Source organism: Bartonella propinqua, assembly GCF_047263965.1.
Taxonomy (GTDB): Bacteria; Pseudomonadota; Alphaproteobacteria; order Rhizobiales; family Rhizobiaceae; genus Bartonella.
The window spans coordinates 19545-43803 of record NZ_JBLEBK010000002.1 but is presented as its reverse complement, the minus strand read 5'-3'; the positions used below and the strand labels follow the sequence as shown (position 1 = coordinate 43803).

18 protein-coding genes, 2 tRNA genes and 1 pseudogene are annotated in these 24259 nt (G+C 37.9%); 10 read left to right on the top strand and 11 right to left on the bottom strand.

Annotated elements, in window-relative coordinates; translation table 11 throughout:
• Nucleotides 1–54: 54 nt before the first annotated feature.
• Nucleotides 55–1263: a porin gene (locus tag ACMFKV_RS01980; protein ID WP_413154386.1), complete on the bottom strand. Its 1209-nt coding sequence runs from the start codon at nucleotides 1261–1263 to the stop codon at nucleotides 55–57.
• Nucleotides 1264–1589: 326 nt separating this feature from the next.
• On the opposite strand from ACMFKV_RS01980, the gene ACMFKV_RS01975 reads away from it, so the two are divergent.
• Both ACMFKV_RS01975 and ACMFKV_RS01970 read left to right on the top strand, forming a co-directional pair.
• Nucleotides 1590–1680 (top strand) — tRNA-Ser (locus ACMFKV_RS01975).
• A gap of 1131 nt (nucleotides 1681–2811) precedes the next feature.
• Nucleotides 2812–7794, top strand: coding sequence for a DEAD/DEAH box helicase (locus tag ACMFKV_RS01970; protein WP_413154385.1), 4983 nt, complete (start codon nucleotides 2812–2814; stop codon nucleotides 7792–7794).
• A 520-nt stretch (nucleotides 7795–8314) separates the two neighbouring features.
• Here the strand turns inward: ACMFKV_RS01970 and ACMFKV_RS01965 are convergent.
• A complete protein-coding gene (locus ACMFKV_RS01965) occupies nucleotides 8315–9397 on the bottom strand; it encodes an LbetaH domain-containing protein (RefSeq protein WP_413154384.1) in 1083 nt (360 codons plus the stop codon).
• A 220-nt stretch (nucleotides 9398–9617) separates the two neighbouring features.
• Between ACMFKV_RS01965 and ACMFKV_RS01960 the strand changes: the two are divergent.
• Together ACMFKV_RS01960 and ACMFKV_RS01955 are read left to right on the top strand one after the other, a co-directional pair.
• Nucleotides 9618–10052, top strand: a pseudogene (locus ACMFKV_RS01960) (type ISP restriction/modification enzyme); the annotation flags it as partial.
• A gap of 530 nt (nucleotides 10053–10582) precedes the next feature.
• Nucleotides 10583–10708, top strand: a complete 126-nt coding sequence (locus ACMFKV_RS01955; protein WP_413154383.1) for a hypothetical protein — start codon at nucleotides 10583–10585, stop codon at nucleotides 10706–10708.
• A gap of 528 nt (nucleotides 10709–11236) precedes the next feature.
• On the opposite strand, the gene ACMFKV_RS01950 is transcribed toward ACMFKV_RS01955, so the two are convergent.
• The 8 genes from ACMFKV_RS01950 to rpmH all read right to left on the bottom strand — a co-directional run bounded on the left by ACMFKV_RS01950 (nucleotide 11237) and on the right by rpmH (nucleotide 17153).
• A tRNA-Leu gene (locus ACMFKV_RS01950) sits at nucleotides 11237–11321 on the bottom strand.
• A 110-nt stretch (nucleotides 11322–11431) separates the two neighbouring features.
• Nucleotides 11432–12052 (bottom strand): 2,3-bisphosphoglycerate-dependent phosphoglycerate mutase, encoded by a 621-nt coding sequence (locus ACMFKV_RS01945; RefSeq protein ID WP_336288071.1) that lies wholly within the window; start codon nucleotides 12050–12052, stop codon nucleotides 11432–11434.
• 31 nt (nucleotides 12053–12083) lie between these two features.
• Entirely contained in the window at nucleotides 12084–12896 is an 813-nt protein-coding gene (gene dapB / locus ACMFKV_RS01940) for a 4-hydroxy-tetrahydrodipicolinate reductase (RefSeq protein ID WP_336288070.1), read from the bottom strand.
• Between the two features lie 311 nt (nucleotides 12897–13207).
• Complete coding sequence (locus tag ACMFKV_RS01935) at nucleotides 13208–13900, bottom strand: glutathione S-transferase family protein (RefSeq protein WP_336288069.1); 693 nt, start codon at nucleotides 13898–13900, stop codon at nucleotides 13208–13210.
• Between the two features lie 136 nt (nucleotides 13901–14036).
• Entirely contained in the window at nucleotides 14037–14684 is a 648-nt protein-coding gene (yihA, locus tag ACMFKV_RS01930) for a ribosome biogenesis GTP-binding protein YihA/YsxC (RefSeq protein ID WP_336288068.1), read from the bottom strand.
• Nucleotides 14681–16519: a membrane protein insertase YidC gene (gene yidC, locus ACMFKV_RS01925; protein ID WP_413154382.1), complete on the bottom strand. Its 1839-nt coding sequence runs from the start codon at nucleotides 16517–16519 to the stop codon at nucleotides 14681–14683. The genes yihA and yidC overlap by 4 nt, the downstream gene beginning before the upstream one ends.
• Nucleotides 16509–16901, bottom strand: coding sequence for a ribonuclease P protein component (gene rnpA, locus ACMFKV_RS01920; protein WP_336288066.1), 393 nt, complete (start codon nucleotides 16899–16901; stop codon nucleotides 16509–16511). The genes yidC and rnpA overlap by 11 nt, the downstream gene beginning before the upstream one ends.
• Nucleotides 16902–17018: 117 nt before the next feature.
• Complete coding sequence (gene rpmH / locus ACMFKV_RS01915) at nucleotides 17019–17153, bottom strand: 50S ribosomal protein L34 (protein ID WP_336288065.1); 135 nt, start codon at nucleotides 17151–17153, stop codon at nucleotides 17019–17021.
• Between the two features lie 663 nt (nucleotides 17154–17816).
• Here rpmH and ACMFKV_RS01910 point away from each other — a divergent pair.
• The 6 genes from ACMFKV_RS01910 to ACMFKV_RS01885 all read left to right on the top strand — a co-directional run bounded on the left by ACMFKV_RS01910 (nucleotide 17817) and on the right by ACMFKV_RS01885 (nucleotide 22222).
• A complete protein-coding gene (locus ACMFKV_RS01910; RefSeq protein WP_336288064.1) occupies nucleotides 17817–18911 on the top strand; it encodes an Mrp/NBP35 family ATP-binding protein in 1095 nt (364 codons plus the stop codon).
• A gap of 79 nt (nucleotides 18912–18990) precedes the next feature.
• Nucleotides 18991–19692: an orotidine-5'-phosphate decarboxylase gene (pyrF, locus tag ACMFKV_RS01905; protein ID WP_336288063.1), complete on the top strand. Its 702-nt coding sequence runs from the start codon at nucleotides 18991–18993 to the stop codon at nucleotides 19690–19692.
• Nucleotides 19693–19744: 52 nt separating this feature from the next.
• Nucleotides 19745–20632, top strand: coding sequence for a 16S rRNA (cytidine(1402)-2'-O)-methyltransferase (rsmI, locus tag ACMFKV_RS01900; RefSeq protein ID WP_336288062.1), 888 nt, complete (start codon nucleotides 19745–19747; stop codon nucleotides 20630–20632).
• A complete protein-coding gene (locus ACMFKV_RS01895) occupies nucleotides 20625–21023 on the top strand; it encodes a YraN family protein (protein ID WP_336288061.1) in 399 nt (132 codons plus the stop codon). Before rsmI ends, ACMFKV_RS01895 begins: the two co-directional genes overlap by 8 nt.
• 101 nt (nucleotides 21024–21124) lie before the next feature.
• Complete coding sequence (locus ACMFKV_RS01890; RefSeq protein ID WP_332061005.1) at nucleotides 21125–21370, top strand: hypothetical protein; 246 nt, start codon at nucleotides 21125–21127, stop codon at nucleotides 21368–21370.
• Between the two features lie 60 nt (nucleotides 21371–21430).
• Nucleotides 21431–22222: a pyrroline-5-carboxylate reductase gene (locus ACMFKV_RS01885; RefSeq protein ID WP_336288060.1), complete on the top strand. Its 792-nt coding sequence runs from the start codon at nucleotides 21431–21433 to the stop codon at nucleotides 22220–22222.
• A 373-nt stretch (nucleotides 22223–22595) separates the two neighbouring features.
• Here the strand turns inward: ACMFKV_RS01885 and ACMFKV_RS01880 are convergent, their stop codons facing one another.
• The gene (locus tag ACMFKV_RS01880) at nucleotides 22596–24257 is read right to left on the bottom strand and encodes an electron transfer flavoprotein-ubiquinone oxidoreductase (protein ID WP_336288059.1); all 1662 of its coding nucleotides are present in this window, start codon (nucleotides 24255–24257) and stop codon (nucleotides 22596–22598) included.
• Nucleotides 24258–24259 lie beyond the last annotated feature (2 nt).

Here is a 24259-nt window from a genome sequence, read left to right as displayed (position 1 = left end):
GAGAAACTGGCAATGGAGAGTGCCAGTTTCTAAAAGCGTATATCTTAAAAAAAATTAGAATGAACGTTGTAAACGGATCATACCGAGTACAGCGCTTTTTCCGTGCAGAGCGCTTGTATATTTTGTACCACTGGCATCTGTGAAAGTACGGTCATCGCTCCAAGAAACATAAGCCACTTCAGGTACAATCACGAGTCCGGGAACCAGCGTGTATGAAACATTTACAGAAGTTGCAAAGGTTTTGGCAGCGCTATAAGAAATCTGAGCGTTGAAATTTGCTTTTGGAGTGATTTTGTAAGTTGCACCAGCCCAGCCAGCCCATTTTCCTCCCCAGTTTGCATAGATTGTTGTGCTTTTCCGTGACAACGTATTTTTAAACGTTTCGTCATCTGCTGTGTAATAATCAATGCTGTTTTTATAACCACCCATGACCCAGAGGTTTAAATATTCGTTAACATTGAAATCTGCACGTATCTTACCAGCCCACTTTTTGTAGTAAGAATCATATGCAGCAATTGTTGAGAAGCCACCCCATTGTTGCATAAATTTTACACCAAAAAGCAAATTAGGCGTGTAATCTTTTACTGCTTTGCTTAAAGGAGCCGTTTCTTGAGAAGCGGTAACAAGTTTACCATCTTTATCGATGTAATAATATGTGTCAAACTTAGGAACTGTAGCATTGCCTAATTCAGCTGCGATAATAGCAGAAAAGCCAGTGTCACCGCTAAAGGTGTAAGAAATAAAGTTGGTGCGTGTGACACCTGCTGGCGCTATACCATCATCATTTATAACGTTACCATAGTCACCAGTCCAACTACCGAAAATTGTACTATCTAGACCTACACGAAAACCACCAAGTTCAATATAAGCAGCTGAAAGTTTTGCTCCAGCTGTATCTTTACCACTTCCCCAGTGTGAGTAGATTCGCGCATATGAACGCAGTGTTCCCAATTCTGTTTCAGAAGCGGTTTGAAAGGCAAGGGTTAATCGCGATGCTGCACCGTAGGTTTTTTTACTGTTCTTTAAATCACTATCGGTTGTTGCGCCAATGTTATCACCTGCCATAAGATCAGCACGGACATTTCCTGACAAACGTACACAAGTTTCTGTTCCAGGGATATAGAAATACCCTTTGCCATATGCATCGCAAACGCGAACGTATTCCACAGATTTTGGTTCTGCAGTAATTGTTGAAGCCGCTTGTGCTCCAGAAGTCACTACAAAGGCTGCTGCAGAGCTTAAAAAGAGGGATTTAATATTCATAATAGATCTCCAGTACAAGGTCATTTAATTCTATTAGAGAATTCTGTTTGTTAAATTCACGAGCGATAAAACAAAGCACGTGATACTTGTAACTCTGACTTTACAGGTCTTTTTTAGATATATAGATTTAGATATACAAATATGAAATTGCTCTTTTTAGGGATATTCATGTAATATTAAAGGTAATGTTGTAAAAAAGTCACAATTTTTCATTTGTGCACTTTATTTGTTCGATTGGGTTCATAAAAACTAAAAATTTGAGATATTTTTGAAAAAAATTGAAAATGTCTTGAACTTTTTGTTGATACTGTTTATTCACTGTTCTTGGAGAGGTGGCCGAGTGGTCGAAGGCGCTCCCCTGCTAAGGGAGTAGGGCTCAAAAGGCTCTCGAGAGTTCGAATCTCTTCCTCTCCGCCATAATAAGTTCTCTGCGATAATACATCAAGCGAACAGGTTAGTTTCGAGGATCTTGATACGGTCTTGTTTAGCTATCTCTTACCTATTCTAAATTTTTTTTATGATTTTTTGGTTAAGCTTAATAAAAAGCGTGTAGCTTCTGCTTCTGATATTCCTATTATTATATTACGGTTAAGATCATAGTTTATCAAATTGTTGCAAACAGGGGAAGGAAATAAAAATTATATTATACGTTGCTTGTTTATCTCGATCAATTTTGTTTAAAAAAATTAGTCATTCTCGCGGGATAAGATAACATAAGTGATGCAAAACTCTATGAGGAGACACAAGAAAAAACTCCTCTTTGAAGATAAAGAACGTTGTAAGGTAAGAGCATTGTAAAGTTATTTTCCCTGCTTTAGAGACTGAACGACATTTCTACTTGTCTGAAAGGTGAGCTCTTAATTTGGAGTAATCTCCTCAATTTGGGCTGGCTTTTTTTGAGAGCATAATTTTTCAAATATTTTTAGTTTTTCTGATTTTTAACTCTGGAAAAGTGCAAGCGATTTTTATTTTTTTTCTAAGAGCATAGTGATATAATTTATTAAATCGGTTCTAATAGGTGGTTCGAATTATCAGCCATTTGAATCGGTATCATGAATAGGAGATGTTGTAAAATTATCTTAAAGTATTAAAATTCCGTCATTCATTCGAGAACGGGTTTATTGTTGGTAATATGCGCGTGAGATTCAAGAGTTGTATTCTTCCATTGTGATATTGCTATTATAAATAAAATGCAGGCTTTATTAATAAGGCAGTAAAATATATTTTTAAAGGCAGTTTTATTATTGTAACAGTGTTTAAAAAAGCTCTCTCTGAACTTACAGAGTGATAGAGTTTGATTTTAAATCAAACTAAAATAAATATAATGTGTAATAAATTTATGAGAAACGAAGCTGCGCATAGGATACAAGCCTATTATTTATATTTTATTTCTTACAAAGTAAAAAATTATCAGGTAAGAGAACTTTTCTAGAAATATAAAATACTCAAAAATTAAGTAAATATATTGTGTTTAGTGTTTGAATTTAAATTCAATCAATATACACAGATATTTAATGATATATAGCGGATATGATGGGGGGAATCTGCATGAGCGATTTGAGAAAAATTCTAGCGGATTTTCGTGAAAAAGCGGCAACAGTACGCGATCAGGGCACTAGCTTTGAAAAATTAATGATCGCATATTTTCAAGCAGAACCTTATTATAAGACACTCTATAGCAAGGTTTTGACTTATGCCGAATGGGTTGAGGAATATGGACAAAGATATGGCATTAGCTCTAAACAAGATACAGGAGTTGATCTTGTCGCTGTGACAGCTGCTGATGAACAGTTTCACGCTATCCAGTGCAAGAATTATGAAGAATATTACGCTATTCAAAAAGGGGATATTGATAGTTTCTTAGCTACATCAGGAAAGATATATTTTGAGCATCGCATTATTATCACAACAACAATAGCTCCATGGTCAAAAAACGCTGAGGATGCTCTTATCAACCAGAACCCTCCCGTTATAAAAATTACCTTACATGATCTAGAAAAGAGTTTTATTGATTGGTCCAAATATCGTGAAGGTAGTAAGCTTGAACAAAAGTCCCATAAGGATATACTTGAGCATCAAAAAAATGCCATAGATGCTGTGGTGGAAGGATTAAAATTTGCCGATCGAGGCAAATTGATTATGGCTTGTGGTACAGGAAAAACTTTTACTTCCCTCAAAATTGCAGAAACCCTTGCTGGAAAAGGGAAAAGAGTTCTCTTTTTGGTGCCCAGCATTGCTTTATTAAATCAAACGCTGAGGGAATGGAGCCAAGAGGCAAAAATCCCTTTAAAGAGTTTTGCTGTTTGTTCAGACAGTACTGTAGGTAAAAAAGATAGCGGCTTTATTAAGATTTATGACCTTGCATACCCTGCGACAACCAATGCTTCTAGTTTGGGAAAAAAGATGGCGTTACAGCATAGTGATGAAGCTATGACAGTTGTTTTCTCAACTTATCATTCTATTGATGTGATTAGCAATGCTCAATATCGCTCTGAAAATCCTATCATAGATTTTGATCTCGTTATTTGTGATGAAGCGCACCGAACAACAGGATTTACATATGAAGGTGAAGACGATTCTGCATTTGTTCGGGTTCATAATAATGATTATATCTCTGCTAAAAAACGGCTCTATATGACTGCTACGCCGCGTATTTATGGAGAAGGTGCTAAGAATAGGGAAGATGTTGCACTCTATTCGATGGATGATCCCGCATGGTATGGGAAAACTTTGCATACTCTGAATTTTTCTGATGCTGTTGAGAGGAATTTGTTGGTTGACTATAAGGTCATTATTTTAACCGTTGATGAGGGGCACGTCAACCGAGCCGTTCAGCCACTGCTTGCAGATACGAGTAATACTATTCAGGTTGATACTGCTGCAAAAATTGTGGGATGTTGGAAGGCTCTATCAAAATATGGTCTCTCTGAGCAAAGTGCAAGCTTCTCTAAACCTATGCAACGTGCCGTTGCTTTTTGCCAGATTATTGAAGAAAAACCCAATAAGGTCAGCTCAAAACTTATTGCCAGACATTTTCAGAAGGTAATTGAGGATTATCAGGAGCAAGAAAGACAAAATTTTTTAAGTGAAAATCCAGAGGCAGAAATAAGTTCTGCGTTAAGCATGATTTGTGAAGCAAAGCATGTTGATGGCAGCATGACTGCCAGAGACAAAGAGGAGCGCCTCGAATGGCTTAGAGAGCCAATCCCCGAAAATGAAAACCGTTGCAGAATTCTTTCAAATGTGCGCTGCCTCTCTGAAGGAGTAGATGTTCCTGCCCTTGATGCTGTTATTTTTCTTACACCACGTTCCTCTGAAGTTGATGTTGTGCAAGCCGTTGGACGCGTCATGCGAAAAGCTTCAGGAAAACAGAGGGGCTATGTCATTTTGCCTATTGTCGTTAAGGTAGGGGCTGATCCAGACAAAACACTAAAAGATAGTTCCTATAAAATCGTTTGGCAAGTTTTGAGAGCTTTACGATCCCACGATGACCGCTTTGATGCAACAATCAATAAAATTGAATTTAATGGTCATGCCCAAGATAAAATAGAAGTTGTCGCTGTTACGAATAATATCAATAAAAAGAATGTGCCATGTCGAAATGAGTTAGACTACGGATATTTTAGTGAACATGAAGTCATTTCTAGCCTTAAACAAGGTGAACTGGATCTTTACATGGAGGGGGTTGAGCGCGCCATCTATGCCAAAATTGTCGAAAAATGCGGAAATAAACGCTATTGGGAAGATTGGGCTAAAGACATTGCAAAAATTGCAGGAACCCATATCGATCGCATTAATGCTATTCTTGAAAATAAGGAAAACATAGAAGAAATTAGTGTCTTTAATGACTTTGCTGAAGAACTACGAGCAGTGATTAATGACAGTATCACAGATGCTGAAATCGTTGAGATGTTGGCGCAGCACCTTATCACAAAACCAGTATTTGATGCTTTATTTGAGAAACATGAATTTACTAATCATAATCCGATATCTGTTGCTATGCAACGTGTTATTGATAAGCTGAGTGAACATGGTTTGGAAAAAGAACGCAATAGTTTGCAAGCATTCTATACTTCGGTCAAACGCCGCGCAGAGGGCGTTGATACTGCTGAAGGAAAACAGAAAATTATTGTGGAGTTGTATGATAAGTTTTTCCGAAGTGCTTTTCCGAAGATGGTTGAACGTTTAGGGATCGTGTACACTCCAACAGAAGTGGTTGACTTTGTTCTTCATTCTGTTGAGCATATCCTAAAGACGGAACTCAACAGTAGTTTGGCTGATGATGATATTCACACTTTAGATCCGTTCACGGGTACAGGAACCTTTATTACGCGTCTCTTACAAAGCGATATTATTCCACGCAATAAGCTACCTCAAAAATACAAGCGCGAACTCCATATCAATGAAATTGTTCTGTTAGCTTACTACATTGCTACGATTAATATCGAAACAACTTATCATGTTCTTTGCTCTAAAGCTTCATCTAACCAAAATGGGGGTAATGTAGCTGGTAGTATAGCTTATGAACCTTTTAATGGCGCTTGCTTAACGGATACATTTTTACCAGATGGAAAAGGAGATCTCATTGGTAAAGTTTTGGTAGAAAACAGTGCTCGTCTCAAAAGGCAACATGATCTTCCAATCGTTGTTATTGTGGGAAATCCTCCTTATTCTATTGGACAAAGAAGTGAAAATGATGGGAATCAAAATATCAAGTATCCTGAATTAGATACGCGTATTGAGAAGACTTATGTAAAGAATTCCTCAGCAACGTCACAAAGAAGTTTGTACGATTCTTATATTCGTGCATTTCGTTGGGCTTCAGATCGTATTAAGGACTGTGGTGTTATTGGTTTTGTTACTAATGCAGGTTTTGTCGATAGCCGTTCTATGGATGGTTTTCGGAAATGTTTGAGAGATGAATTTAGCAGTCTTTACATTGTTCATTTGCGAGGGAATTGCAATACTTCTGGAGAAAAACGCAAAAAGGAAGGTGGTAATATCTTTGATTCAGGAAGTCGAGCTCCCATAGCAGTTTCTATTCTTGTTAAAAAACCAGAGGCAAGACAACAGGGGAAAATCTATTTTAAGGACATTGGAGATTATCTTTCTCGTCAACAAAAATTAGAGTTTCTTGCTCAGAGAAAAAGTATAGCAGCTATTGAAGGTTGGGTAGAAATTGTTCCAGATCAATTTAATGATTGGATTAATCAGCGCGATCCTCATTTCGATAAATATATCAGTATAGGAGATAAAAAAGATAAATCAGCTATAACGGTTTTTGAAAACTATTCGCAGGGAGTTGTGACAAGCAGGGACGCGTGGTGTTATAATTTTTTTCAAAAAAAATTACGAGATAATATGGGGAGGATGATTGATTTCTATAATTCTGAAGTGGAGAGAGTGAAAGAAAATAATCTCCCTGTTTCCATGAGTATATTTCATCAATTCGTGAGCCAAGATCCCACCAAAATTAGCTGGAGTAGGGCAATAAAACAAAACCTTTTAAAAAAGATACAGCACCAATATGACAGGAGTAAAGAGATAAAAAGCATCTATCGACCTTTTACAAAAGAGATGCTGTATTTTGATAAAAATTTCAATGAGATGCAGTATCAGATGCCGAAAATATTTCCTGATGGAGTTGGTGAAAACTTGACTATTGTGACTACAGGAAAGGGGGCATCACAAGGGTTTTCAGCTCTTATGGCTAATATGGTTTCTGATATTCAGATGATTCAAAATGGTCAGTGCTTTCCTTTATATCTTTATGAACAGGTTGAGTATTCTGGACAATTATCTCTCGTCTCTGGCACTGGAGAGAGAGCAGGGTATCAACGACGTGATGCTATTACAGATAAAGCTTTGCAACATTTTAAGGAAGCTTATCCAAAAGAGGCTCTTACTAAAGAAGATATTTTCTATTACATCTATGGATTACTGCATAGCGAGGATTATCGGGAGCGTTATGCAGATAATTTGGCAAAGCAAATAGCACGAATCCCGCGTGTGAAGCATTTTGCTGATTTTGTTGCTTTTATGCAGGCAGGTCGTGCTTTAGCATCACTTCATCTCAATTATGAAACTGTGCCTCTTTATACGAAAGTGAAGTTTATCAGCAAGCTAGAAGGTTTGGAGCTGACTGAGCAACAAATAATCGGTGGGAATGATGCAGATTTTTATGTTAGAGAAATGAAATTTGCGAGGAAAAAAGATCCAGAAACTGGGAAGAACGTTAAAGATCGGAGTACTGTTATTTACAACAGCAAAATTACCATCGAAAATATTCCCAAGACAGCCTATGAGTACATTGTTAATGGAAAATCTGCTTTAGAATGGGTGGTAGATCGTCAAGCGATTACAACAGATAAAGCTTCCATGATTACGAACAATGCCAATGATTGGGCAATTGAGGTTATGGGCAATGCTCGTTATCCATTAGAGTTATTTTTGCGAATTATCACTGTCAGTTTAGAAACATGCAAAATCGTCAATAATCTGCCAAAGCTGAAGGTTGGTGAAGAGGGATGAAGGGGGAAAACTTGTTTTAAGAAAGGTAATCGCAACCTTCAAAACCCTCAAAATTATGCTATTTGCGACCAATCCAAATAAACGGATATAGGGTATCCAGTATTTTAGCAAGAAGCAAGAATGTTTTTATTGTGTGCATGAACGAGATACTTGATCAAGTTATAAATTGCTCGTTTGGAAGTGTGACGTATTGCACTTCTTAAGCAGTCATATTCAGACAGTGATAGAGAATAGCCCAACTATCCTGCCGTGACTTTTTACTTCGATTGGCTGATTACTTCGATTAGTTTGACTTTACACTTCTTGATTTTGTTGCTCAAGATTACTGAAAAATTCTGTTGCTATAAAAAGTGAAAATACAATACAATTATTCCGTTGTCGATTTTTGCCATTTTGATGAGAGTAGTAAAAATGGCAAAATTTTCAATATTTTTAATTATGCAGTCAGTTTCAACGATGTTGTGATTTTTGCTAATGCCTTCGTTAATAAGCTATTGATATCAAATTAATTAAGTATCAATTATTCAGAACGCTTAAATTTTTGAGACAGCAAAAGTCCCAAAATAAGGATTATAAAAAAAACAAAATCTACGACTCCCCAACCTTGATCTAAATAGTGATGCAAAGGATTACTTAGAACCTTGGTATCATCAAGAGTTTGGTGAGAAAAATTAAAAACATTCGCATCACCAGAAGCTAAGGTATAGCTAGGAACATTTGTCTTAGCGTAGTTGTAGTTATTCCAGTATGCTCCGAGCTTACAGAAATTTTTACTCCCATTAAACACATCAATTTTGATATGCGCCATATTGTGGCTGCAAACTTTAGCGTTTCTGTAAATTTTAGCAGAGTCGGAAATTTTAACATTGCCGTATACTTTAGCAGAGTCATAAACTTTAGCGTTGTCATAAACCGTAGCATGTTCGTAAATTTTAGCAGAGTCATAAATTTTAGCATTGCCGTAAATCGTGGCGTGTTCATAAACTTTAGCAGAATCGTAAATTTGAGCGTTGTCGGCAATTTTAGCATGACCGTAAATTTTAGCATGACCGTGAACCATAGCATGACCGCTAATATTAGTATTGTCAGAAATTTCGGCATTGCCAGAAATTTTAGCAGAGTTATAAATCAAAGCGTTGCCAGAAACTTTAGCAGAGTCAGAAATTTTAGCAGAGTCATAAACTGAAGCATTGCCGTAGATCTTAGCATCGCCAAAAATTAAAGCATTGCCGTAGATTTTAGCGTCATCATGAGCTTTAGCAGAGTTATAAACTGAAGCAGAGTCATAAATTTTAGCTCTGTTGTAGACTCTCGCAGAGTCGTAAACAGAGGCGTTGCCGTAAATTTTAGCATGCCCGTAAATTAAAGCATCTCCAAAAATTTGAGCATTGTCAGAAACTGTAGCATAGTTGCAAACTATAGCATTGTCGGAAACCCAAGCATTGCCATTGTGGCTCAAGTTTCTTTCTGATGCTATCCACCCTCCTATGGTTCCTTTCTTAATTTTTCCAAAATCTCTAACTGCTTTAATTTGATGAAGTCTACCGCAAAAAAAAACTTGATCCTTCGTTACACCTGTAAATGTGTATTTAGGTTGTTCCATTCTTCCCTCCCCTTAATTAAATGATATTGATTTTGCGCTTATTCTACTGCCAATATATAAAAACAGAAGCCATATTATATTTACTTAATCATTGGATATTTGATAATGAAATTATTGGCAATAAATTTATTTCTAATGTTCAGATAAGCATCTTTACGGCTGAATTGCGCAAAAAATATTTTCTGATAGATGGGTTAGTTGTATGAATATTAATCAATAAAATAATGATGCAGATTTTTATGTCAGAGAAATGAAATTTGCTAAAAAAATAATTCTAGAAAGCGAGAAGAATACCGAAGGTAACAGCAATGCTGTTAGCTTGGATTCTTATAAGACGCAGAAAAAGTCGAACGTAAGAAAGAGCATTAAAGATCTGAGCACTGTTATTTACAACAGCAAAATTACCATCGAAAACATTCCTGAGGTAGCCTATGAGTACATTGTCAATGGAAAACCTGCTTTAAAATGGGTGATGGATCGTCAAGCTATTACAACAGATAAAGCTTCCATGACTACGAACAATGTCAATGATTGGGCGATTGAGATCATGGGTAATACTCGTTATCCGCTAGAGTTATTCTTGCGGATTATCACTGTCAGTTTAGAAACATGTAAAATCGTCAACAATCTGCTAAAGCTGGAAGTTGGTGAATAGCGGATGTGTAAAACATCCCCTTAAAGAAGTCAGTAAAAATTTTCAAAATCATTTAAAGAGTGAATGGAGATTCATTCCATTATCAAAGAAGGTTTTATAGTATGGAGATTCTGCTTACCGCTTTTTTATGGGTTGTGATCATAGTATTGTTGTTTTCTCCGTTATGGTTTATTGCTTTAGGGCTCATATGGTACCTCTACGGATTTACAGTTCTCATAATAACCATTATAGTTATGCTAGTCCTTTGGGCGCTATATGAACAGTTGCAGGAATTGTAGATGCGTTATCGGTTTCTCTTAACACTGGTATGAGACATAGTCGTAAAGCAGTTTGCTGTATAGTTCCGAAATGTCATCGCGTAGTTTAAAACTACGATGAAGATTGCGCAGAGTATCATAAAGACTATTTTTAGTTGTTTCCTAAACACTAAAAACTATTTAAGATTGTGTTTTGAGGGTTATCACTTTAGGCATCTTCAGATTTTTTTTGCAATCTTGATAAGAGCATCGCATTATGCGCGATAAAGCAACATGGATAAATCTCGTCTAACGGCAATTGAAAAATCAATCATTGATGCGCGAAAAAACAATATGAAGACAATGCAAAAGCTTTACGAACAAATGCAAGCGAAAGCTGTCGGTGGTGTTCTTTCATAGGAATAGAGATGATTTTATTTAAAGGCTTAAATTGGCACAAATGTTAAAATAATAATAAATAAGTGGAACAACGTTGCGTGAGTAATCGAGAGAGCATTATCAGTTATGATTTTCAGTAAATAAGCCCATTGCAAAGGGCAATCCATCATATAATTTAAAAAAAAATGAAGCTTACTAAGATTTTTTTGCAAGCTTTAAAAATTATAAAAAAATCAAAATACCTGAAATTATAACTCTCAAAACCTTCAAAACTACCCTAGAAGGGGTTTTGAGGGTTTGCATTATAGTCAAAATAGATATTTTTTTTTTGGTGGTTATTGATATGCGAGTATAGATTCGCAAATTGAGCATTGAGTATATTTTTACGTTAGTAATCGTTTTTAAGAGACATGTAGCTACAGATTCTAGTAGCTTGTTTAGAGTCCCGATGAGTAATTTTAATCAAGCAACAAAAGGTGGATTGTTGGGTGGATTAAAAAACAATAAAAACGATTAATTTATGATTTTATTGCATTTTTTAAGACAAAGTGGTGCCCAAAAGAGGACTCGAACCTCCACGCCTTGCGGCACAGGTACCTGAAACCTGCGCGTCTACCAATTCCGCCATCTGGGCATAAGTTTCATTTAAGCTTAGGGAGTAACTCTGTCAATAAAATTGTAAATTCATTCTTTCATAGAGAAGTATGAAATAAGACTCTTTGTGCCTATTACGATTTTAAAGATTTAAGATGATACGATTTTCTTTGATAAAATCGTTGAGTCAGAATTGAATGTGTAAATAATAGGAATGCCAGTTGCTAATTCTTGAGATATAATTTCTTCACCGTTTAGACCCTCAAGTGCCATAATAAGAGCACGAAGAGAGTTACCATGTGCTGTGACCAAAACAGTTTGAGATCGCAAAATATAAGGTTGGATATGGTAAAGATAATAAGGCCAAACGCGTGCACCAGTATCACGTAAGCTTTCTCCATTAGGTGGTGCGATAGCATAAGAACGGCGCCATATTTGTACTTGTTCTTGTCCCCATTGTTGACGCACTTCATCTTTATTCAGACCAGATAAATCACCATAATCACGCTCATTTAATGCTGAATTTTTTATCAATTGCAAATCTGCTTGTCCCATTTGCTCTAAAATATGCTGAGCTGTTTTTTGCGCGCGCTGTAAGGCGGATGTATAAGCGATATCAAATTTTAAACCAGCTGCTTTGAGTTTCTTTCCAGCGGTTATTGCTTCTGTGTGACCTTTTTCCGTCAGGTCTGGGTCTTTCCAGCCAGTAAAAAGATTTTTGACATTCCATTCACTTTGTCCATGACGAATTAATACAAGTGTGCGTCCCATTTATGAGTTTCCTGCGTCGGTTATTGGATGTTTAGGATTCATCACTCAATCCTAAAACATCGAGCATTGAATAAAGACCATTTTTTTGTTTCTTTGCCCATAAAGCTGCTTTTAATGCGCCATTGGCAAAAATAGAGCGTTCTTGCGCGGAGTGTGAAAGAACAATGCGCTCATTTGAGCCAGCAAAAGTAACACTGTGATCGCCAATGACTGTTCCACCTCGTGAACAGGCAAAGCCAATAGTGCCTTTTTTACGCTTTCCTGTATAGCCGTCGCGTCCGCTAACGCTGACATCTTTGAGCATAACATTGCGACCTTCGGCTGCGGCATTTCCAAGAAGAAAAGCTGTTCCAGAAGGAGCATCAACTTTGCTAGAGTGATGCATCTCATAAATCTCAATATCAAAATCATCAGGTTCTAATGCTTTGGCTGCTTTCTTTACGAGGTTAGCCAAAAGATTAATTCCCAGACTCATATTTCCAGATTTAACGATAGTTGTATATTGCGCAAAATCTGCAATTTTCTCTTCTTCTTTTTTACTAAATCCTGTTGTTCCAATAATATGAACCAAACCTTTTTGAGAGGCATTGTTGGCATAGAGAACGCTGGTTTGTGGCTGAGAAAAATCTAAAATACCTTCTGTGTTAGAAAAGGCGTTCTCTGGATCATCGGTGATGCGAATGCCGATGATATCTGAGCCAATTAATATACTTGCATCTTTTCCTACAAAAGGAGATTCCTTGCGTACCAATACACTACAAAGCTCTACGTCTTTTCTACGCTGAATCGCTGCGATTAACTCGCGTCCCATTCTTCCATTTCCACCAACAACTGTAAGGCGCATATTTTTCTCCTTATGGCACTTTACTCTTTGAGTATAAGCAAATTCTCTTTTTCTTTCCAACAGTTCTGTATATGAGAAAAAAGATTTTGCTTCTTTAAACGCATTGCTTGTTTATACAAATTTGTGAAGAGCTACAGTTGTCATCACCATTATAGAAAATAATATAAATGCTGCTCAAAAAGCTTTTTAAACGTATGTTTGAAAAAGTGATATGAATAGTCATGTATGGAACATGTCATGCCTTGAGATTAAGCGTATTAGGGGTATATTATCCATGAAATATTGCTTTCATTTTTATCTGGAAGAATTCTTCAGAAATCAAGGTCAGCATAGTGAGTGCTTGCTGCAATACCTCGAACACGATCTGTTAAAAGAGGGCGAAAAGAAGGTCGCGATTTAATCCGCATATACCAATCTTTAGCTGCGGGAGATTGTTCCCAGTCAATTTCCCCGAGAAAATCAAGGACAGAAATAGAAGCTGCTGCTGCTAAATCTGCATAGGATAATGCAGAATTGACTAACCAGTCACGGGATGCGCAGAGCCAATTAAGATAGTTCATATGAGGGAGAATATTCGCGCGTGCATTGCGTAAAATTTGCGAATCTGGAGCACCGCCACCAATGGCTATCGGCATTTCACGCTTATAGATTCGTTCTCGAACAATATGGCGGATAGCTTCATTTTCAAATTTATTTAAAAACCAGTCATTAAGACGGCGTACTTCAGCACGATCTAAAGGGTTTTCTGGAAAAAATTTATTTCTTTGCTGCAAACTTCCACGTGTTTCATCTAAATATTCGGAAATAACGGTAGCTCCTGATAATGGAGTTTCGTGTTCTGCAAGAAGAACGGGAACGTTTCCAGCTGGATTGAGTGCAAGAAATTCGTGTCTTCTTGCCCATTCATGTTCTTCAATCAGTTGAGTGGTTATATTATATTCTCCGAGAATAAGGCGTATGAAGCGAGAGGCAGAAGAGAGGGGCGAATGAAAAAGTGTCAGCATAGTCTACGCTATCAAAATGAAGTTGACGGGTTTGTTAAAATAATAAGAATTTTTATAAAGGTGCTTTGTTGGAAGTACAAGATCATTAGCAGCTGTCAGCAATCATACTTAATAATATATTAACGACAAGATACGTTTATTGTGTGACTGCCTGCAAAATGGCAGCGCGCAATTCTTCTAAGCCGAATGCTTTTTCTGCAGATGTTACGAGAAGTTCAGGATAGGCTGCTGGATGTTTAAGAAGCTTTGTTTTTGTAATTGCTACTAATTTTTCAAGTTCATTTGATTTTATTTTATCACTTTTTGTTAAGACAATTTGATAAGAAACAGCTGCTTTATCAAGAAGGTCTAGAACATCGGCATCATTTTTTTTAATTCCGTGACGTGAATCAATCAAGACATACACACGTTTCAGTGTTGTACGCCCCCGTAAATAGCTAAAAACCAGATGTGTCCATGCTTTGACCAAATTTTTTGGAGCTTCAGCGAAACCATATCCTGGCATATCTACGAGCGCCATAGGGGGAAGGTCTCCTCGTTCTCCACTGAAACCGTCGGGTACAAAATAATTAAGTTCTTGCGTGCGTCCTGGTGTATTTGAGGTGCGTGCTAAGCCTTTTTTCTGAACTAGTGCGTTGATTAGGGATGATTTTCCAACATTAGAACGTCCTGCGAATGCAATTTCTGGTGGTCCCTCAGGGGGAAGAAAGTGTATTGTAGGCACACCACGAATAAAAATCCAATTGCGAGAAAAAATTCCAGAAAAAGAAAAACTCTTTGTCATTCATGCACTTCTTTTTTGGGTGATTTTTGCCACATAGCTTTGAGATTATTAAAAAGTTCAATTTTGACACCTTGGCGTTTCATCATGATACTTTGCTGAATCATCGACAATACGTTATTCCATGCCCAGTAAATAACAAGACCAACAGGGAAAGAAGCTAGCATAAAGGTAAAGACAACGGGCATCCACGTGACGATAAGGGCTTGTGTTTGGTCTTGGGGTGCTGGGTTCATACGCATTTGTAAAAACATTGTGATTCCCATGATAAAAGGCCATGCACCAAGCATGAGAAATGCCGGAACTGTATAAGGTAAAAGACCAAACAAATTAAAAAGAGAAGTTGGGTCAGGTGCTGCCAAATCTTGAATCCAACCAAAGAAAGGGGCATGCCGCATTTCAATGGTGATATACAAAACCTTATAAAGAGCAAAGAATATTGGAAATTGAACCAACATTGGCCAACATCCTGCAAGAGGATTGATGTTTTGAGTTTTATATAATTCTACGATTGCTTGTTGTTGTTTTGTCCGATCATCTGGATACTTTTCTTTAATTTCCTGTAACATCGGTTGCAGAAGCTTCATACGCGCCATAGATTTATAAGATTTATTTGCAAGCGGGAATAGAAGTGTTTTCAAGAGTACTGTGACAAGAAGAATGGCAACACCAAAATTACCTGTTTGCTTATAAAGAATGTCAATGAGAGAAAACATCGGCTTTGTGATAAAATCAAACCAACCCCAATCAATTAAAAGAGCAAACTTCTTAATATTTAGCTCGTTTTGATAGTAATTAATAATTTCAACTTGTTTTGCACCAGCAAAGAGACGGTTTGTAACGGTTTTTGTTTCATGGGGCGCAACAGTTAAAGGCGCAGTATGCAGGTCAGACTGATAGTGGGTATTTAAGTGATCAAAATAAATAAAGCGGCTTGTATATTCTTTATCCTGTGAAGGAATAACTGCAACAGCCCAATATTTATCAGTAATACCGATCCAACCTCCCGTAACTTTAGGAAAAGTCATACTTTTTTTGCCATTATCAGGATTTGGATTAAGCTCTGCTAAGGTTTTGTACTTTTCCGTTTTGAGTGAATCACCCACAATACCTATCATGCCTTCATGGAGTAAATAGGTTGCATTTGTATCTTCTGGGGGAGCTGCACGTGCAACGCGAGCATAAGACGAAAGATATATAGGCTCATTACTTTCATTACTAATAGAATCTTCAATGGTAAACATGTAATGGTCATCAACCGAAATGGTGCGACGGAAGATTTGCCCTTGTCCATTATTGTAGATTAAAGTAACAGGTGTTGAAGGAGTCAGCGTTACATTTTCTCCCTCTATTTGCCATTGTGTTTTAGTTTGTGGCAACGCTTCTGCTGGTAAAGATAAGCTTGCAAAGCCAAATTCTGCAAGATAGGTTGTGGAAAATCCTTTAGGATTCAACAAAGCAATTTCTGGCGATTCTTTATCTACTGTTAGGCGATATTTTTTGAGCAAAAGGTCATCAAATTGTGCGCCAACAAGATTAATGGAGCCTTCAAGTCCACCAGTTTTGATTGGGATACGGTTTGTTGTTGCCAATGCAGCTTTTCGCATTTCAGGAGTCATGGGGTAATTGATTTCAGATGCTGATCTATGGGCTAGTGCATCATCAGAAAAATCTGTTTTGTCAGTGGTAGATGCAGATTGTTGTTTTGACAATTGCTGCGCAATGATTTGTTGTTGTTGCAATTCGGCTTGTTTAGGGACAACATAAAGAAAATGCCACGCGATGAGCACTACAAAAGACAATCCAATAGCGATAAAAAAATTGCGGTTATATTCCATTCGTATTACTCTGCTGTCGTTGTTGGCATTTTGTTTTCGACTTTATCCGTCGGCTTAATTCGTTAATTAAAGATGTAAAAGGGGCATGGAGCACATCTCGATGTGCTACAATGACGTAATCTGTTCCTGCTTCCATATCGTTTGCTAAACCAACTCTCACTGCTTCACGCAGGCGCCTTTTTATACGATTGCGTTTAACTGCATTACCGTTTTTGCGTGTGACGGTAAAACCCACACGTGCAACAAGGGGACGCTTTACTTCTGCTATTTGTTCACGAGATTTAACTTCAAGCAAAAACAAAGGACCGCGTCGCTTTTCTCCTGTGCGTACAGCTAAAAAATCTGCTCTTTTACGAATGCGGCAGGGGTGTTTTTTTTTCATAAAGAATATTTCGCAATTTCACTAAATGCCTGCAAAAGCAGGCATCAGAGGTTCACAACGAAAGCTTTACAACAAGCAAAAATGAACAATATTCAACCTGTTGTAAAAATGTAATGGTTAAGCAGATAATCGCTTACGTCCACGGGTGCGCCGAGCTGCAATAACTTTACGTCCACCAGCTGTTGCCATGCGTGCACGAAATCCATGGCGGCGTTTACGGACGAGTTTAGAGGGGTTGTAAGTACGTTTCATTTTTTAATACCGCAGTGTGCGGCCCTTCTTAATTCATGGGCAGTTATGCACTAGATGAACAATCTTACTTTCATTAAATAATTGCTAATCCATAAGGAAAAACACAAAAAAAGTCAATCTTAGATTATCTTTCTATTCCTTGAAAAAATGCAGCAAGGTTCCATAACGAATGTTTATTTTCGTCTGTAATACTTTAGAGTTTCAGGAAAATAATGAGTGGTTACAGTGATTCAGCTTACAGTTATTTTTTTGTACTACAAATCAATAGCAAAGGCATTAGCAAAGGCATTAAGGAAAGTTACAGAAAGCAGATCATTGCATAATGATTATTGTACAATTATGAAAGATATTATCCTGTGTATGCGCTGGTTCTATATTTCAATATGAAAAATTTGCTCAACTTTGGGTTTTGGAGGTGCTTATAAGAGCCATCTGTAAAGCTTGATTGTATAACAAAGCGTGCCTTTTAGGGGTTCGTAACAGATTTTTCACGCAAAGTTTTTATTTGAGGTTGGCTTCATGTTTTGAAAGGGATAAGGTATAAGCTATTAACACTTTATAACTCTCATAAAGTGGAAAATCTTCAAGGGATAAGCAATAAGTGTTTTCGCCTTTATTGCTAAATTGCTAAGTTCTCTAGCATTTGTACAGAGAGGAAAGAGTGTGGAGCCTATCACAAGCGAGGCTATTCGCAAAGAGTTACGTAAAATTAAAGGACCAGATTTTGAAAGCGATATTGTATCGCTGGGGCTTCTTTCAGAAATATTAATTGCTAATGGTAAGGTTTTCTTTTCCATTACAGTCCCTGATGGTCGTGTGCAGGAGTGGGAAGCGTTGCGCTGTTGTGCTGAAAAAATGGTGTGCGCTATGGATGGGGTTGAGTCTGTTATTGTTACACTTACGGCGGAAAAAAAATCGAAGGTTCCTCTTCAAGCACGTAACGATGCAGTTTTTTCTACACAAAAACGTAAAGCAAATTTATTGCCTGCGAAAATGCCGATAGAAGGTGTGCAGCATGTAATTGCGGTTGCTTCTGGAAAGGGGGGCGTTGGCAAGTCTACAATGGCAATAAATATTGCTTTAGCTTTGCAAGATTTTGGGTTCAAGACGGGTTTGATGGATGCTGATATTTATGGTCCATCTTTACCACGTTTGACAGGACTTGTTCATCAAAAACCACAATTAAGTGATGGGAAAAAACTTCAACCACTTGAAAAATTCGGTCTTAAATTGATGTCGATGGGATTTTTGGTTGAGGAAGAAAAGCCAGTAGTATGGCGTGGTCCTATGGTGATGGCAGCTGTAACGCAATTGTTAAGAGATGTTTTATGGAAGCCTCTTGATGTTTTGGTGGTTGATATGCCACCAGGGACAGGAGATGCGCAATTAACGCTTGCTCAGCAAGTCCCTTTGACGGGGGCGTTGATCGTTTCTACTCCACAGGATCTTGCCTTGGTTGATGCACGTAAAGCGATAGAAATGTTTATGAAAGTTGGTGTTCCTATCTTAGGGCTTATTGAGAATATGAGTTATTTTATTGCTCCTGATACGCAAAAGCGATACGATATTTTTGGCTATGGCGGTACACGCACAGAAGCGGAACGCCGAGCTGTTCCTTTTTTGGCAGAAGTGCCGCTTGATGCAGTTTTACGCTCTTCTTCAGATGATGGTGTGCCAATCTTTGTTGCTAAGCCTGATGGGGAGCATGCCAAGCTTTATCGTACAATCATTGATAAAATAAAAAATAGTTTTTGTTAAATTTGTGTTTTTTTAAAAAGGTTTTCTAAAATCTAGCCATTTGAAATATAAAGAACATTAAAGGAAAAAAGGGTTTTTTATGGAAACTTCAATACATGAGCGTCTTATTGTTGGGCTAGATGTTCCAAATGTGCAACAAGCAGAAAAATTGATCATGCAATTGGGCGATAATGTCTGTTTTTATAAAATAGGCTATCAGTTAATTTTTGCTGGTGGAATAGAATTAGTTAAAGATCTCGTTCAGACGCGAAAAAAAGTGTTTCTCGATATGAAATTGCTGGATATTGATCACACTGTTGCAAAAGCTGTGGAGAATATTGTTAAATTAGGCGTTTCGATGCTGACGATTCACGCTTATCCAAAAACAATGCAAACAGCTGTTGCTGTTGCTAAGGGGAGCGATTTATGTTTGCTTGGGGTGACGGTTTTGACATCGATGGATGATGCTGATTTGGAAAATGCAGGCTATAGAGAGAATCTGAAAAATTTAGTTCTTAAAAGGGCTGAACAAGCGCGAGATATAGGAATGGGTGGGATTGTTGCTTCGGCTCTGGAAGCACAGGCTTTGCGGAAAGTTATTGGAGCTGATATGGCATTGGTTACACCAGGGATTCGTCCTTTGGGAAGCGATAATGATGATCAAAAACGGGTTATGACACCAAAAAAAGCATTAGATGCTGGAGCAAGTCATCTTGTTGTGGCACGACCAATTGTTCAAGCAATTGATCCTGTGGCAGCGACAAAAAAAATTTTGGTAGAAATGGCAGATGGTCACGGATAAAGATATTAGTGAGACCTTAGGGAGAAGAGGTATGTGATGATGAAAGAAGGGTATGAGTGAAAAAGCATATTTCATAGGCGCTCATGCTTATTCTGCACCCGTTATAGAATCAGCGCTTTATTTGGTGGCAACGCCTATTGGGAATCTTGCAGATATAACTCTTCGTGCTTTGCAAGTGCTTGCAGGAGTTGATATTTTAGCGTGTGAGGATACGCGGGTGACGCGCATTTTGTTAGAACGCTACGGTATTCAAAAAAAAACATTTCTTTATCATGAACATAATGCACAAAAATCAGGGGCACGGTTATTAGCGGCTTTGGCAGAAAACAAAACCGTGGCGCTTGTTTCAGATGCTGGGACACCGCTTATTTCTGATCCTGGTTTTAAGTTGGTTGAACAGGCACGCGAAGCTGGTTACAAAATTGTTCCGATCCCTGGTGCATCAGCTCTTTTAGCCGCTTTAGTGGCAACGGGGCTTCCCACGGATAGTTTTTTCTTTGCAGGTTTTTTGAGTGCGCGCAAATCACAACGTCAAAAGCGATTAGAACAATTAAAAACTATTCCTGCGACTTTGATTTTTTATGAATCGCCTCATCGTCTTATCGAGACTTTACAAGATATGATTTCTATTTTTTCAGCTGATCGACCTGCTGCAATATGTCGCGAATTAACAAAAAAATTTGAAACAGTAAATGTTTCTAATTTAGGTACTTTATTTGAAAACTATAGGGAACAGGCACATATTCGTGGAGAAATTGTTGTGCTTGTTGGTGCAGGGCTTCCCTCTTTGGAAGTGATGAGCGATCAAGAGATTGATGAAATGTTATTAGATTTGGCACGCGTGCATTCTGCTGCTAAAGTGGCAGCAATGGTTGCTAAAAAAACTGGCTTAAAAAAGCAAGAACTCTTTCAACGGTTGACTTTTTTAAAAGATGAATAAAATTAAGCAAGAAGAACGCGGGCAGCAAAAAGAGTGCAGACAAAAATCTTTTTATCGAGGTGTTCGTGCGGAAAAATGGGCAGCTTGGTGGTTGCGTTTTAAAGGATTTCACATTGCTGAAATTCGTTTTAAAACAAAGTGCGGTGAGATCGATTTAATTGCACGGCGTGGAAATCTTGTTTTGATCGTTGAGGTAAAAGCACGTTCAACATTGGTTGAAGCAATGGCTGCGGTTTCTCGGATGAATGAGAGGCGCATTGAAGCAGCAGCAGATATTTGGTTAGCACGGCAAAGAGATCGTTCTCTTTTATGTGTGCGTTTTGATTTGATTGCAGTTTTGCCGTGGCGTTTTCCGCATCATATTCCAGCGTTTTTTATGTCTGACAAATGAAGATTTCTACAATTGTTTAGACTATGATAGGTAAAAATTCATTTTTATGTGCTTGTGAATGAAAAAGTGAGTAACAATTCAAGCGCTATGAGGAGGGAGAGATGGACGATTATGAAAAATTTGCAACTGGCTTGTTGATTGTTTTTGGAGCGCTGGTTATTGGTGGTCTTATGGCAGTGCATATTGTACTCATGAATAAGTCAGGTTTTTTGTTTGCATTAACGGCAGCTATTGTTGGTTGGTTTTCTGCTTTTGCAGTTCTTTTTGATAAGCCTAAAATCTATTTGGGATTGATTATTCTTGCTGTATTATGTGTTGCTTCTTCAATTAGCATTTACGTTAGTTAAAATGAGTGAAACGCTGATGGGATTCCATTTAAAATTATCTTATGAAAGTGAGAAAAAGAAATGAAAATTGGCTTTTTAGGAACCGGTAAAATCAGTGCTTCAATGGTGGATGGCTTAATGAACAGCACTTTTGATGTTCCTTCAATTATTGTTTCGCCACGTAATGCGCAAATAGCAGAGCGTCTTTCGCGCAGTTATGCTAAGGTGACAATTGCTGAAAATAACCAAGCGTTGCTGGATATGAGTGATTGTGTTTTTCTTTGTTTGCCCAATCAAATTGCAGAAGAGGTTTTGCGTTCTCTTCGTTTTCGTCCAGAACAGCTTGTTGTTTCTGTGCTTGCTATGGCAAAAGCAGCAGAGGTTGAAGAGTGGGTCAATCATAAAGTTTATCGTGCTGTTCCGCTTCCTTTTGTCGCAGAATGCAAAAATTTAACGCCAATTTATCCTGACCATCCATTTTTACGTACTTTATTTGATGCTTTGGGCGGTACAGTGGTGTTGGATGCGGAAGATCAGTTTAACCTGTTCATGACTGCGGGTTCATTAATGGGGGTTTATTTTAATTTTATAGAAACAGCACATCAATGGTTTGTCGCACAGGGGTTAAAGAAACAGCAGTCGGCAGAGTTTCTTGCGATGATGTTTGGAAACCTTACGGATGAAATGCGCAAAATTATAGCGACTGATGGTTCTGCATCTCTCGATTTTGCATTGCTTGAGAAAGAATTTTCAACGAAGGGAGGAACAAATGAATTTTTATCAAACTGTTTTTCTCGCCAAGGTGGAAGAAGTGCTTTAATAACGGCTCTTGAGACAACTTTGCAGAAGATGAATGCTTCACTTACAAATTAAAATGTTTGCTCAATATTTCTTTTCTCATCCGAGTGAATGGAATATTAACCTAGTTACATGAATACAAAATTGTCTGTTGAGTATGTTCAATAGTAAGAGAAGTTCATATTTGGGATTTTGCTATAGCGCGTCAAAGTGGTTAAAATATTTTTGATCTTTGATAAAAAAGTTATTTAATAAGAACATGTTATACATTTTCTTAGTGAAAAAGGTTGAACGCGCGAATTGAGACATTGTATTATGGCGTGTTATGGGGATGGTCTAAAAGTGCGTTTTATTTGCATCAATGGAGTAAGGTAAAATTTTGAGTTAAGAGAAAATTTTGTCATTGATTGCATTTTATAGCTTCCAACTTTAGCGAAATGAACAATCATTACATATTTGGATAAATAGGTCCTTCATTTCCTTGTGGGCAGGTCCAGTTGATATTTTGGTTGGGATCTTTGATGTCGCATGTTTTACAATGGATGCAGTTTGAAGCGTTAATAACATAAGCTTCATGGTTATCATGGTTTAGCCATTCGTAGACAGCGGCAGGGCAATAGCGCGCAGAAGGTCCCCCATAGATTGCGTATTCAGAGTTTTTTTGCTTTTCTAGTGAGGCTATTTTTAAATGACAAGGTTGCGTTTCTTCGTGATGCGTATTAGAGAGCGCAACACTGGAAAGGCGATCAAAGGTTACAATACCATCGGGTTTTGGATAAGCAATGGGTTGGAATTTTTCTGCTGGTTCAAGACACGCGTAATCCGCTTTTTTGTGTGGAAGTGTTTTAAATAGGGAAAACCCGAACAGCTGTTGCCACCATATATCAAAGCCTGCGAGTGTCATTCCATATTTTGTGCCGTATTTTGCCCAGAGTGGTTTAGCATTGCGCACTTTATAAAGATCTTTGCCAATGGGACCTTTTCGCCAATGTTCTTCGATTTCTTTCACTTCATCATGAGCGCGCCCTTGAGCAAGAGCTATAGCAATTTTATCGGCTGCCAATATGCCTGATAAGATCGCATTATGTGATCCTTTAATACGGGGGACATTAACAAATCCAGCAGCACAGCCGATAAGTGCTCCACCAGGAAAGGTGAGTTTTGGTACAGATTGCCAGCCACCTTCGCTGATAACACGTGCGCCATAGGAAAGGCGTTTTGCGCCTTTGAAGATCTCATAGAGTTTTGGGTGTGTTTTAAAACGTTGAAACTCTTCAAAGGGAGAGAGATAAGGATTTTGATAATCTAAATGCACTACAAAGCCGACAGAAATTAAATTATTTTCTTGATGATAAAGAAAACCTCCACCGCCAGTGTTATTATCTAATGGCCAGCCAGTAAAATGTTGAACTAAGCCAAGCCTGTGTTTTTTAGGATTAACTTCCCAGAGTTCTTTGAGACCAAGACCAAATTTCTGGGGTTCACGATCTTTGCTGAGATCAAATTTTTGTATCAGTTGTTTCGCAATTGAGCCGCGTGCTCCTTCGGCAATCAGAGTATATTTAGCCAATAATGCCATCCCAGGCATATAATTTTTTCTAGGGGTTCCATCTTTGTCAAGACCCATATCACCTGTAAGAACACCAATGATAGCTCCATTATCATTTTGGATAGTATGCGATACGGCAAAACCGGGATAAATTTCAACGCCGAGCGCTTCGGCTTTTTTACTTAGCCAACGGCATACATCTCCGAGTGAAACAATGTAGCAACCATCATTTGATAAGATTTTTGGGCGAAAAATATTGGGAAATATTGTGGCAGATTTTTGCTTCAGAAAAAAAAATTGATCATTAGTGACAAGTGTTTTGAAAGGGTGATTGTGCTCATTTCTCCATTTTGGAAAGAGTGTGTCAATACCAATGGGATCAATAACTGCACCAGACAGAATGTGCGCACCGACTTGGGTACCTTTTTCAACGATTGTGATAGAAAGTTCAGGATTAATCTGTTTTAGGCGGATTGCTGCAGAAAGTCCCGCAGGCCCTGCTCCCACAATTACTATGTCAAATTCCATGCTTTCGCGTTGGTGATGCAGAGACGCATTCATGG